Annotated in this window: 14 protein-coding genes; 13 read left to right on the top strand and 1 reads right to left on the bottom strand. The window is 46.2% G+C overall.

Annotated elements, in window-relative coordinates; all coding sequences use genetic code 11:
• The 5 genes from NTW12_11925 to NTW12_11905 form a co-directional block, all read left to right on the top strand.
• Nucleotides 1–195: hypothetical protein (locus tag NTW12_11925; protein ID MCX5847041.1), on the top strand; the 195-nt coding region annotated here is incomplete at its 5' end.
• A gap of 34 nt (nt 196–229) precedes the next feature.
• Nucleotides 230–373, top strand: coding sequence for a hypothetical protein (locus tag NTW12_11920; protein ID MCX5847040.1), 144 nt, complete (start codon nt 230–232; stop codon nt 371–373).
• Between the two features lie 288 nt (nt 374–661).
• Nucleotides 662–889: a DUF2934 domain-containing protein gene (locus NTW12_11915; protein ID MCX5847039.1), complete on the top strand. Its 228-nt coding sequence runs from the start codon at nt 662–664 to the stop codon at nt 887–889.
• 548 nt (nt 890–1,437) lie between these two features.
• Nucleotides 1,438–2,724 (top strand): acetamidase/formamidase family protein, encoded by a 1,287-nt coding sequence (locus NTW12_11910; protein MCX5847038.1) that lies wholly within the window; start codon nt 1,438–1,440, stop codon nt 2,722–2,724.
• A 298-nt stretch (nt 2,725–3,022) separates the two neighbouring features.
• Entirely contained in the window at nt 3,023–3,322 is a 300-nt protein-coding gene (locus NTW12_11905; protein ID MCX5847037.1) for a ParB N-terminal domain-containing protein, read from the top strand.
• Between the two features lie 236 nt (nt 3,323–3,558).
• Here the strand turns inward: NTW12_11905 and NTW12_11900 are convergent, their stop codons facing one another.
• Nucleotides 3,559–4,806 (bottom strand): ATP-binding protein, encoded by a 1,248-nt coding sequence (locus NTW12_11900; protein MCX5847036.1) that lies wholly within the window; start codon nt 4,804–4,806, stop codon nt 3,559–3,561.
• Nucleotides 4,807–5,132: 326 nt separating this feature from the next.
• Here NTW12_11900 and NTW12_11895 point away from each other — a divergent pair, with 326 nt between their 5' ends.
• The 8 genes from NTW12_11895 (at nt 5,133) to mnmE (ending at nt 12,918) form a co-directional block, all read left to right on the top strand.
• Entirely contained in the window at nt 5,133–7,025 is a 1,893-nt protein-coding gene (locus NTW12_11895) for an HDOD domain-containing protein (protein ID MCX5847035.1), read from the top strand.
• A 24-nt stretch (nt 7,026–7,049) separates the two neighbouring features.
• Nucleotides 7,050–8,312 (top strand): GAF domain-containing protein, encoded by a 1,263-nt coding sequence (locus NTW12_11890; protein MCX5847034.1) that lies wholly within the window; start codon nt 7,050–7,052, stop codon nt 8,310–8,312.
• Nucleotides 8,313–8,408: 96 nt separating this feature from the next.
• On the top strand, nt 8,409–8,546 hold the full coding sequence (rpmH, locus tag NTW12_11885; protein ID MCX5847033.1) for a 50S ribosomal protein L34: 138 nt from the start codon (nt 8,409–8,411) through the stop codon (nt 8,544–8,546).
• A gap of 16 nt (nt 8,547–8,562) precedes the next feature.
• Nucleotides 8,563–8,910 carry a ribonuclease P protein component gene (gene rnpA, locus NTW12_11880; GenBank protein MCX5847032.1) on the top strand — a complete coding sequence of 116 codons (348 nt, stop codon included), beginning with the start codon at nt 8,563–8,565 and terminating at the stop codon, nt 8,908–8,910.
• Nucleotides 8,911–8,920: 10 nt separating this feature from the next.
• Nucleotides 8,921–9,139 (top strand): membrane protein insertion efficiency factor YidD, encoded by a 219-nt coding sequence (yidD, locus tag NTW12_11875; GenBank protein ID MCX5847031.1) that lies wholly within the window; start codon nt 8,921–8,923, stop codon nt 9,137–9,139.
• A gap of 33 nt (nt 9,140–9,172) precedes the next feature.
• Nucleotides 9,173–10,786 (top strand): membrane protein insertase YidC, encoded by a 1,614-nt coding sequence (yidC, locus tag NTW12_11870; GenBank protein MCX5847030.1) that lies wholly within the window; start codon nt 9,173–9,175, stop codon nt 10,784–10,786.
• Between the two features lie 15 nt (nt 10,787–10,801).
• Nucleotides 10,802–11,557, top strand: coding sequence for a protein jag (locus NTW12_11865; protein ID MCX5847029.1), 756 nt, complete (start codon nt 10,802–10,804; stop codon nt 11,555–11,557).
• Nucleotides 11,542–12,918 (top strand): tRNA uridine-5-carboxymethylaminomethyl(34) synthesis GTPase MnmE, encoded by a 1,377-nt coding sequence (gene mnmE / locus NTW12_11860; GenBank protein MCX5847028.1) that lies wholly within the window; start codon nt 11,542–11,544, stop codon nt 12,916–12,918. Before NTW12_11865 ends, mnmE begins: the two co-directional genes overlap by 16 nt.
• The last annotated feature ends 255 nt before the right edge of the window (nt 12,919–13,173 follow it).

Below are 13,173 nucleotides of genomic sequence, written 5' to 3'. Positions count from 1 at the left end.
TACCAGCAATTGAAGGAGGAACTGGGTCTGGATCACCATGAGGGCAGAAGCTGGACCGGCTGGCGACGGCATGTACTGCTGGTCATTCTTGCTTTCGGCTATCTGACGCTCCAGCGCATACAGGAAAAAAAACTCGAACAGCAGAACCTGTGGTATCGGAGAATGGGAAGGATACAAAGCAGTCTTTCCCAATGAATCCATGCGCTTTGGAATCGTGGAAAGATCGCCAATGCCCCGTTCGTTCCTCGGCGCGCTGGCGGGACAGGCAAAGAGAACTGAAACAAAAATCATCTCTGCCCGATGTCCGGCATCAAATCGCTTTGTACCTGATGAAGATGTTGATCTAAGCATAATCAATCATGTGTCGGAGTAGAATTAATACCCCTAGAATACTATAATGCCTATTGAAGGATTTCTAGTTCATCCGGTTGATGCGTACTTCCTGTAGCCCACAAAGCATTGGTGTCGATGAGAATTCTGGGTTTCAAATCGGAATTATTGATGTTGTTTTCTGGGTATTTATGATATTATTAAGGCGTTGTTGAAATATTATGGCAGCGCCGGGAAGCCAAGTGGCAAAGGGGGTGAGAATAAACCTCAACCTTAAAACTACGCGCCCCGTATTTCTATCCCAACCTCGACTCAATGAAAGGAGCCCATCATGGACAGCAAACAGGATCTCAAAGAAGAAATTGCCAGGGTTGCTTACGAAATCTACGAACAGATGGGAATATCCGGGCGGGATGTGGAAAATTGGCTTGAAGCTGAGCGAATTGTTCTGGAAAGACTGTCAGTCCGTGAACCTTCTAAAGCAGCCAAGAAGTTGGTTCCGTCCAGGAAAAAGGGTGGAACGACGAAGAAGAAAAAAATGTCGGGAACGGAGGTCTGACAATTTGCCTAAGACGGAACGCCATATCCTGACCGCTGACATCGGCGGAACCAACAGCCGTATGGAGCAGGCGAGAGCGTTGAAGTGTGGACAACTTCCTGAAGTCAATATTTGACGATTTCGTTGAAACATGCATGATGACAAGTGGCAATGTTTATCTTCTGGCCTATCTTACCTTGACACACAAAGACCTTTCCCGTAGACTCCAAACATTAAAATGTAAAATATATTCAAAGAGGGTAAAGGTCATTTACAAGTGTCGCAAAGATTTAAGGAAAACCCAGAGTTCGGCAGATGCGCAGCACGACAACGGGCTGGCTGGAGAAGAGGGCAGCTAAGTGCTGAAAAGATAAAACGGTTAAATGAGATTGGATTTCAATGGATATAATCAAAGGCTGAAAAGACTTTCTGAAGTGGATCAGACTATTGATTTCAAAATATTTGGACCAAGGTACAGGGGTAAGGCAGATGAATATTGGGATGTGGAAAAGGGGATAAGAACATGACGGACTTAAATGTGTTTTTAAACAAAGAAAGGAGGACTGAAGATGGCTAATCGTATTGTACACACATCCAAGATGGCTTGGGTATTGGACCCGAAAGAACCGATGGCCGGCCTGGTCGCCGACGGCGGCATTATTGTGGCCCGCGTCTCGCCCGGGTGCTGGGGAGCGATGATTACACCCGACTATGCGAGCGGGCACGAAGTTACCCACCCCATTGCCGTCGCAGGGGCCGAAATCGGTGACAGCGTCTGTCTCAAGATTAAAAAGATCAATGTTTTGTCCCTTGCCACGACCTCAGGGACCGATAGCTTTATTGAGGGAAATTTCGTTGGCGACCCTTTCGTTGCCAAACAGTGTCCCGGTTGCGGCCTGATCAACCCGAAGACTTATCTTGAAGGCATTGGCGAAGACGCCATCAAATGTGCGGCCTGTAAAACTTCTGTTAAGCCCTTTCACCTGGACAATGGCTATACCATGTTATTTAATGCCGAGAGAACCATCGGGGTTACCGTCCCGCCACAGATGTCAGAGGAGATTGCCCGCCAGTCTCAGCAATTCAGCGCCATTCCCACCGGATCATGCCAGTATTCCGCCAACCTTCTGGCTAAAGGCGATTTGTGGGGCGTCCTGACCCGCGTTCGCCCCATGGTGGGTAATATCGGGTCCTGCCCATCGGTGGCGCTGCCGTCATCGCACAATGCCGGTGATTTTGGCTCTTTCCTGATCAATGCCCCCCATAAATACGCCCTTACCCCAGAACAGCTTTTGCAGCGCACCGATGGCCATATGGATATTAACGAGGTCGTTGAAGGCGCAATGGTTATTGCTCCGGTGAAGGTCGCTCAGGCGGGGATATATGTGGGCGATGTTCATGCCATGATGGGCGACGGCGAAGTAGCTGGCCACACAACAGACGTTTCCGCAGAAGTCATTATCGAGGTTAGCGTTATTAAATGCCTCGCCATTGACGGGCCCATCGTTTTACCGCGCTGCGAGGATCTGCCCTTGCTGGCCCGCCCTTATACGGACGAGGAAAAGAATGAGGCGGCTCGGTTTTCCCAGAATTACGGCTTCCCGATCGAAACAAATGTGTATCCGGTGCAGGTGGTGGGTTCCGGTGCGGATCTGAATACAGCTACAGCCAATGGATTAACAAGAATGGCCGCGCTGACGGGATATTCCATTGCGGAAGTCAAGAATCGCGCCACGATTACGGGAGATATTCAAATCGGGAGGTTGCCGGGGGTCGTGCAAGTAACCATGTTGACGCCGGCAAGCGTTCTTAAAAAGTTGAACCTGCTCAATATTTATCAGCAGCAATATCAGTAAGTTAAACAGATGCTAAGTAGGGGACGGTTCTATTTATTTCTGAAAAAGATGGGGTTCTGTATAAGAGATTGCCGCCTTTTCAATTTTGCCATCCTGTCGTCGTTTTTCTATTTCCATGAACCGGAAGAAAACGCATTAACGAAATAGCAGGTTCGTGGCATAGCGAAGCAAATGAAACAAAATTGAACCGTTGTTGAATGTCCCCGTAAACTGAAGCGCAGGAAGGGAACTCATGAACAGGTCAATCAACCCAACAACCCCGTCGTCCATCCCAGGATCACGGGTTTTTATGTGCTGAATGAGGAACGCCCCCATACCGGAAAAGATAGATTACGTCACCAACGCCCTGTATATGATCAACCTCAACGACCTGCTGCCCGACCCGGAGCAGCCCCGGAAGTATCTCGACCCGGCGGCGCTCCAGGAATTGACGGAATTGATCCGGCAGCACGGCGTCTTACAGCCCATCATGTTCCGGCGGGGCGGGGGGCGTAACTTCAAGCTTCCACTCCGCCGCGGCCATTTTGATACCCAGGACTCTTTCGATATTGGCCCCGAGGAGGGCGCTGAATACGGATCGAAACATGCGATGTCTTGACAGCGAATTTTACCTTCGTGTAGAATCCGGATGTCTTCCTGAAATCGTTACTCCTCTGATTTCTCTAATCACATTAGATTTCTACCAGTAATTCTTAAGTTATTTTGAAAGTAAACTCATTTAATTGTAGGTGTACAAATCATAGGCTTTGGAAAATATCTCTTACCATAGTTGGCGGACGTCGCTCCCCGCGCGGGGGCGTGAATTGAAACTATTCTTTTGCCGAAAAGTACCCCTCATATTGCGGGTATCTCTGTCACAATATACTCTTCTGAAGCAGGGAGGTAGATATAAAAAGTGGTCCCAACACCCACTTCAGATTCTGCCGTTATCAAGCCTTCGTGACTCTTAATGATGGAATAACATGTGGTTAGCCCCAGGCCCATCCCCTTCTGGGCGCTCATTTCTTTTGTTGTGAAATAGGGATCAAATATCCTTGAAAGATTCTCCGCCGGTATGCCGATGCCGCTATCCGACATCGATATTTTTACGTATTTTCTTTGTTTTAAGGGAAGCTCTTCTGTTGCATTAACCGAAACGTTTTCCGCGATGATCGTAAGCGCTCCTCCCTCAGTCATAGCTTCTCTGGCATTGAGAATCATATTATGAATTACCTGTCTTATCTGTCCCTCGTCAACATCAACCGGAGAAAGGTCATCCGCAATATGAAATTTACATGCGACATCGGAATCACTCAAAGAAAAATGAACCGTATTCTTTATAAATTCTCCGATATACATTGCACTTTTCACCGGCGCCCCTCCCTGCGAAAAGGTGATCAACTTCTTTGTTATATCGCTTGCACGTATTGATACCTTCTCCGCGGTATCTAAAAACTTATATATTTTATCTTCCGGCTCTATATGCATTTTTGCAAGATAAATGCTGCCCACAATGGCTTGCAGTAAATTATTGAAATCGTGAGCTATACCGCCAGCAAGGGTGCCCACAGATTCCAGTTTCTTCGCTTTAAGGAGCTCTTCTTCTATTTTCCTCCGTTCGGTAATGTTCTCTATCAAACCGTCATACCGAAACAATTGACCATTTTCGTCACGATACGGCACTATAGTATTACGCACCCAGACAACCGTACCATCCCGGCGTATCAGTCTGTGTTCAATTGGTAAAACTTCATCACCTGCCATAATCTTACTCACTGCGTTTTCCACAATCAACCGATCCTCAGGATGTATCATTGAATACCAGAGATGCGGGTCATTTTCATAATCTACCTGATAATAGCCGGTTACCGCCACACATCCCGTGCTATGCCATGTTGAAACTGCCCGTCCTTCATTTACTTCAACTGAATAAGTGTAGGGAGTAACTGCATCAACCATCCGTCGATAACGCATTTCGCTTTCAGATAATATCTCATCTGCCAGTTTGTGCTCGGCCTCTAATCTTTCTAATTCCGCAACCCGTTGGCTTAACTCTAACAATTCATTCAAAAGCTGATACTTTGTTTTGTGCTCTTTTTTCATATAGGGCCTCTTATGCATATTATATTGCCTTGAAACCGAAATATCAATGCTTTTCAATACCTATATTTTATTATGGACTCCGAAGGTATTTTCCGCAGGTTTTAATAAAAGAAAATGCAGAGAGACACCTGAAGAACCGGATAAGACGCCGGAAGATCTATGAGGTAACCATTTTTCTTGACACACAGGACCGTTTCTCCTATATTTTCACAACCAAAACGGATTCTTCATAAAAGCCTTTCACGCTTTTATGTAACAGGGTATCGACTTCCTGAACTACAACTGCCCCATTATTAGTTATTGCGGGAAAGCCAAAGGCAAACATCATGAGTGATGTTCGTTACCGTTTAATATTCAATGGGTTTGAACCAGGCGCTGACTTTAAAACGTTTCTGTCATATTTAAAGAGGGATCTGAACTTTTTACCAGATAAAATTCAGAGCATCATGACCACCCCTCCACGTGTAGTACAGGAATTCCATACCCAGCAAAGCGCTGAACTGACACAGGCTTCACTAATGAAGATAGGCTGTATGACGATTTTGGAGCCGGTCATTGCCTACCCCTCAGTTCAGTTCGTCATCTCCCAGAAACACGACAAGCTTATCAAGAGGGAATTGAGCAAGATTCTCAGGTGTCGAACCAGTCTGGTAATCCTTCTTGTTCAGGTAGAATCGGAGAAATCCCCTGCAAATCTTCCCTCAATGATGGGACAGTTTGAAGATCAGATCGCCAAGCACTTCCGTGAAAGTGACACGGTCATCGGAATTGATGATGTCCGTATTCTCATCCTCGGTTTTGCCACGGATAAACTGGGAGTGTTGCCTCTTCAGGGCAAAGCCCGGCGAATCATGAAGCATCTATTGGGTGAAGACATACATATAACCATAGGATACTCTGTTTTTCCTGACGAAGGGCAGGCTTTTCCAAAGTTGATATACCTCGCGGGATTGCCCAGAAGAAATGAAGACAATTTTTCTCTTCCCGATATTCCCGAAAAGGAACTGTTGCAGCCTTCCGCCTTAGATTATTCAAACGCTGAAAAGGTAGGGGTTACACCGCTTCAGCTTTGTTTTACTCGGGCACGGGGAAGAATTTTTAAAAGACTCCTGAATATGGATCCGCAGACCCTCTGGCTTGGACTCAGCCAGATTCCACAAGCAGGACAGAAGGAATTTCTGGCCCGATTGCCCTTTAATTCTCCTCTGACACCGGCACTGGAGGGACTGATCAACGCACCGCCGAAGTACCTGTCAGATAAGACGGCGGAAAGTCATTTCAATGCTATCATCCATCAGATGGAACTGGAAGACAGTATTGCGAAACGTGACGATCTCATGAATAAGATGCTGTCAAAGCTCATCCATTCCGAAGATTTGCCGACACTGCCTTCCGTGGCGACACAGATATTCAATATCGCTTCCGACCCTAACTCATCAGGAACTGAACTGGCGAATATTATCACGAGGGACCCTGCTCTGACATCAAAGCTGCTCAAGACCGTGAACTCTGCCTTTTACGGAAATCCGCAAAAAATCAGTTCCGTCAAGCAAGCCGTAGCATTTCTCGGAACAGATGAAATTGTAGATATCGCCTTCGGCCTCGCAGTGGCAAAAGTTTTTGATGTCAAGCCTCTCAAGGACCTGATCGATCCCAAATTCCTATGGCATCATTCCATCTGTACAGCCCTTATTGCCCAACATTTGTGCAAAATGTTCCTCCCCCAGTACCGGGATGTCGGGGTATTTACGGCAGGTCTCCTCCACGACGTCGGTAAAATTTTGCTTATCGAGAAATTTCCTGATATGTATCGGCAAACGTATACCGGTATGGTAAAGTACGATCTCCCATTTTTTGAGCTCGAGGAAGATCATTTTGGAATGAATCACGCTGAGATCGGCAAGTATCTTACCTCCCGGTGGAACCTCCCGGAAGCCCTCGTAAATGCGATCGCGTTTCATCACCAGCCCTTCAGTGCATCAAGCCACTCAGAACTTGCTGCCGTAACCGGCCTTGCAGACTACCTGTATTACAGAGCCACCGGGGCTAAAGAACTTGCTGATGACGTCCCCGGTCACGCACACTGGTTGACCGTCGGCCACTGGATATTCCTGACCCAGTTGTTCAAGGACATGGATACTCAGAAGCTGGATGATATGGCCAGGGACGCCATGACTATAATTGAACAGAATCAGGATTACCTTACCTTGAATTCCTGAGGATTCGAGTAATGAGTACTTAAGATGCAAGACAAAACCGAAGAAGAGACCCGGCTTGCTGCGGAAAAAGAGGTTTTCAAGCGGCAGTACCTCAAGATGAGGGTCAATTATGAAAACAAGATCAAAGAACTTTCTGTCATCAAGGAGTTGGTGGACACGCTCCGCCTGACAGGCATTTACGACAGAAACGCCCTTTTCATGGAACAATTGAAGATTGTCAAGAAGTACTCTACGCTGGAACAGATATTCCTGATGCTCCTCAATGACGAGCTTCGGATGCTTGAGATAGTGGCAAGCAGTGACGATGATGGCCTGACAAGCCGGCCTACCTTTATCAGGCTTGACGAAGGAACTGCCGGGCAGGTGATTTCCAAGAAAATACCGATCATCCTCAATGATGTCGAGGAATCCTGCTGTCTTGAAGAAAAGGAAAGCGTTCGCGGTCAATCGCTCCTTTGTGTTCCTGTTATACATAACAACACTGCCGTCGGCGTCCTTAATCTCGTTCACCGGATGAAAGATGGATTCGATCAGAATCAGGTGAGTTTTTTCAGTCTGGTGGCAGACCAGATCGCCACTGCATTAGCCCTGTCCCGCCTTTACACACAGATGATCAAAGAGGAAAATAAGCGATTCCTTTTGAGTCGTTTTTTTTCAAAAAATGTCACAGAAGAGATTCTGGGAAGCAAAGGACTCCTCCGGCCCGGAGGCGAGCGGAAGCGCGCAACCATTGTTTTTGCAGATCTGCGTGGCTTTACATCCATTTCCGAAGGACTCGACCAAGAAAAAGTCGTGGAAATCCTGAACGCCTTCTTTTCACATATGACACCCATCATCTTCAAAAATGATGGCACCCTTGACAAGCTGCTCGGTGACGGCATGATGGCCATCTTTGGCGCCCCCATTTCACATGACGACGACCCTGTCCGGGCACTCAGAACCGTTATCGAGATGATCCGTGCTCTAAAGGTTTTCAACGTAGAGAACCGTCCTAAAGGATGGCCTGAGCTGAAAATCGGTATCGGAGTGAATACGGGTGATGTCGTCGCGGGGTACATCGGATCGGTGGATCATCTTAACTACACGGTCATCGGCGATGCCGTGAACGTCGCGCAACGGCTCCAGTCTATCGCTGAACCGAATGAGATCCTTATTAGCAGGGATGTCAAGGACGTCATTCATGGCCGGTACTCAGAAGTGGAAGGATTGAAGGGTCTGACGCCGCTGCCCGCGCAAAAAGTCAAAGGTAAGAAAGTGGCTATTGAGGTATTCCGTGTGGAATTTTAAATTATTGCTTTGAATAACCTTTCCAATTTAACCTTGACAAACAAACCCGGTTATGGTTATTGAAACACCTTAATTATTTTGACCGGGGTACAGTTAATGAAAAAGAATCTGACAAATTTCAGCAACACAAAGAGAAAAAGAACCCACGGCTTTCTTGTTAGAATGTCCACCAGGGGGGGTAGATTGGTCTTGAGTCGAAGACGCGCTAAAGGGAGAAAGAGGTTGACCGTTTAGCCTTTAAAAGCGGTCCATGGAAAAACTATCCTTTGGCAAGCATGTAAGAATTCGTAAAAGAAAAGATTATTCGACCATCTATCAGCAGGGGGTGCGCAGCAATTCGGAACATTTAACCGTTATCGCGCGCAAGAATCAAGCGGGGATTAGCAGACTGGGACTAACGGTCAGTAAAAAGGTGGGGAACGCTGTTCAAAGAAACAGAATTAAACGTCTTTTGAGAGAGTTTTTTAGATTAAATAAATCAAGGCTTTCAATTCCACAAGATATCGTGATCATCGCAAAAAAAAATGCATCGTTGTTAACGTATCAGGATGTATGCAGGGAATTAGAAAGTCTTTTAATCAAAAAATTAGGTTCATAATACAACGTTTATGCAGATTCTGGGGAAAATTCTCATTATTTTTATCCGGTTCTACCAGATATGTATATCTCCTCTTTTTACTCCATGTTGCCGTTTTTACCCATCATGCTCCGAATATGCGATAACCTCAATCCGGCGATACGGCCCAATTAGGGGTTTGTTTTCCGGCCTGATGCGGCTGTTTCGGTGCCACCCTTTTCACCCCGGCGGTTACGATCCAGTTAAATAGAAAATGTAAGGCGCAAAAGCGTGGAGGTATTGAATGGACAAGAAGACCTTCCTTGCCATAGTCCTGTCACTGATGGTTGTTTTTACCTGGCAGGCATTTTTTGCAAAACAGCCGCCCCCAAAACAGCCTGATTCTGTACAACAAGGGGGTACTGTTGAAGGGAAGCCGGCCAGTAAAGAAGCCGCCCCGGAACAGGCAAAACCGGTTTATACCAGGACCATCTTATCAAAACCGGCTGCGGTGATTGAGAAGGATATTAAGGTCGAAACGCCTCTCTACACGGCCGTTTTCACTACCAGAGGCGGCACTCTGAAATCTTACAAACTCAACAATTACCGAACAAATCTCGCCAGCGACTCAGAACTTATTGAGCTCGTTAACGTTAACAACGGCATGTTGCGTCCGCTCACCGTCACCTTCCCCGGATCGACCATCGATATCCCCCCTGAAAGTATATACATGACGGATAGCAACGCAATTAATATAACACAAAGCCCGGACAACCGTCGACTCACCTTCACACAGATATACCCCAAGGAGGTGAAAATAGAAAAAATCTTTACCTTTTATCCGGAGAAGTATACCTTCGAACTTGAGGTAAAAGTGCACAACTTATCAAATGCACCTCTGAACCAGAGCGCTCTTCTCTCCTGGCATCAGTACATGGATCCCAAGGCGGAAACAGACAGTTACGGCCACGATGGTCCTATTTCTTTCATTGCAAAGAGCATCGACCTTTACGAGGCCAAGAAAATTGAATCCGGAAAACTGCTTGGTCCTGATGTAGCCTGGGCGGGGTTTGAAAGTAAATACTTTCTGGCTTCCATGATAGCTCAGAATCCTACGTTGACAACGCTCTCCCTTTCGGTAGATGCTCAAAACATGGTCTCCGTAAATCTGAAAGATCCTCAAAACATTATTCCACCCGGGCAGATCGGGTTGTTCACCTATACATTGTACCTGGGACCGAAGGATTACGATATCCTCAAGGCCCAGGGAGTTGGCCTTGAGAACGCCATTGACTTCGGTTCATGGATGAAGTGGCTGGCCATGCCTCTTTTGATCTCCCTTAAATTCCTCAACAACCATGTTGCAAACTACGGTACTGCTATTATTATCCTCACTCTCCTGATAAAGATTCTCTTCTGGCCCTTGGGAAATAAGAGCTACAAATCTATGAAGGAAATGCAGAAACTTCAGCCGAAGATAGCCGAACTCAGGGAGAAATTTAAAACTGACAAGACAAAACTAAGCCAGGAAACAATGGCTCTGTATAAAACCCACAAGGTGAACCCCCTGGGGGGATGTCTGCCAATGGTGATTCAAATTCCTGTCTTCTTTGGACTCTATAAGGCTCTCATGTATTCTATTGAACTTCGTCATGCCCCATTCTACTGGTGGATTCAGGATCTGTCAGCAAAGGATCCTTACTACATCACACCAATCATTATGGGGGCAACAATGTTCATTCAGCAAAAGATGAGCCCCCCTGTGGGAGATCCCATGCAGGCAAAGTTGATGCTGTTGATGCCTGTTGTTTTTACGTTTCTGTTTTTGAGTTTTCCGTCAGGGCTGGTCCTCTACTGGCTCTTTCAAAATATATTGAGCATCGGGCAACAGCTTTACATTAACAAAAAACCATCGTAAGATGAGGTAAGAACTATGAAGTATTTGGAATTTGAAGGAAAAAACATAGATGACGCCATCGAAAAAGCATGCAGCGAATTCAACATGCCAAGGGAAAAGCTGAATATTGAGATCATTTCGGACTGCACTTCTGGATTTCTCGGCCTTGGATCAAAAAAAGCGAAAATAAAAGCAAGCATAATGACCATCGAAATGACGACAGATACACCGGCGGAGCAATATCGAGAAACTGTTCAAAAAAAATCGTTTGTCAATTCAGATCCACCTCAATCTGCCGCAACCGGAGCTCCCGCTGAAGAAACCCCGGCTATGAAGTCAAAAAGAATCCTGGAGGGTGTCCTGCTTAGGATGCACCTCGATTGCCCTGTAACCGTTGAAGAAACACCTGACACGATTTTCCTGAATATCAAGGGGGACGGCAGCGGCTTACTTATCGGGAAAAGAGGACAGAACCTTGATGCTATTCAGTACATTGTGAACAAGTCCGTAAGTAAGTACACTGATAACCGAAAAATGATTATCATAGATACCGAATCTTATAGGAAAAGAAGAGAAGAGTCACTCAGCTCCCTGGCTGAAAAGCTGGCAGAAAAAGTAAAAAAATCAAAGAAAGCATTAACTGTTGGACATATGAACGCCCATGACCGCCGCATCATCCATCTGGCGCTGCAAAACGACGAGGAATTAACTACCAAAAGCCGGGGTGAAGGTGAATTCAGAAAAATTGTTATTATGCCGGTGAAAAAGGGACAAGTTTGGAAGACACCATAGCGGCCATAGCCACCCCTCCCGGTGTGGGAGGAATCGGTATAATACGCGTTAGCGGCCCGAAGTCAATGGATATTGCCCGCCTTCTTTTTAGATCATCAAAAAGGGATGATGGATTCAAAAGCCATCATCTCTATCATGGAGACATCGTTTCGCCTGAAACGGGTTTGGTCATCGACGAAGTTCTCATCTCTCTCATGATGAAGCCTCATTCTTACACAGGAGAAGATGTACTGGAGATTAACTGCCACGGCGGTTCTGTCATCCTGCAGTCTGTACTTTCTGAAGTCATCATAGCGGGCGCACGTCTTGCCGAACCCGGAGAATTCACCAGGCGTGCCTTTCTGAATAACCGGATCGACCTCATCCAGGCAGAGTCTATCGTTGAAATGATCATGGCGAAAACAGACCGGGGACTGGAACTGGCTGTTTCCCACCTCAAAGGAAACTTAGCTGAGAAAATCGAGACGATTCGCGCATCGATCATTGATATCCTCGCCATCATCGAGACATCCATCGATTTCTCAGATGAGGATATAGAGATCAGTAATTATTCAGATATTTCTCGTAAAATCGAAACAGTTATTGATGAACTGCATAAACTTGTATCGACATACCGGGAAGGAAAAATCTACAGGGATGGTATTAATGCCGTAATCGCAGGAAGGCCCAATGTAGGAAAATCAAGCCTTTTAAACAGACTCTTAGGTGAGAAGAGGGCCATCATAACTCCCCTTCCGGGAACAACAAGGGATTTTATTGAGGAAATTGTCAATATCAGGGGAGTACCTGTAAAACTCACTGATACAGCCGGAATAAGAGAACCGGAAAATATTATCGAAAAAGAAGGTGTCCGTTTAGTATGGGAAAAACTTTCACAGGCGGATGTGGCCATCATTGTCCTTGACGGGAATACTCTCCTCACAAAGGAGGATACCGATATCATCGAGCGATGCCGGGCGATGAAGCGTTTACTGGTCATCAACAAGGCGGACCTCTCTCACATGCTTGATGAACGGGAATTAACAACCCTCATACCTGATACGATACCACTCATATGGATCTCGGCAAAATACGGTGATGGCATACCGGAACTAAAAGATGCGATCTATTCGATAGTTCTGGATAATCCGCACAATCGCCAATCAGCGTATATCATATCCAATATCCGTCATAAAACAGCCATTGAAAAAACGGCCGCTTCGCTGCTAAAGGCCAGGGACGCCGTCGAGAGCGGTCTTTCTCCTGAATTTTACGCATTCGATGTCCGGGAAGCTCTTGACAGTCTGGGTGAAATCGGCGGGAAAACTGCCACCGAAGAAATTCTGGACAGGATATTCTCAACCTTCTGTATTGGGAAATGATGGAGGAGCAGCTCGCTAACACCTATCATCCTCCCTTTTCCCGGTCACTATTGAACACAATTACCCTTTACAAATTACATCCGCTTAAAGTATATTCGCGCATATAGTCTTGAATTTCCACCTTGGAGGTGAGGATACAATGCGCGGAATAACCATCATCTTTTCTTTCCTTCTGATCAATCTCCTGTTTATACCGGCCGGCCTGTGTCAGGAAAAATGCGTGAATACCGAGGGAGAAGCAGCGATTATCAATAA

Source organism: Deltaproteobacteria bacterium, assembly GCA_026388545.1.
Classification (GTDB): Bacteria; Desulfobacterota; Syntrophia; order Syntrophales; family UBA2185; genus JAPLJS01.
The sequence above is the reverse complement of the archived record's forward strand: the minus strand, read 5'-3'. Positions and strand labels throughout refer to the sequence as shown.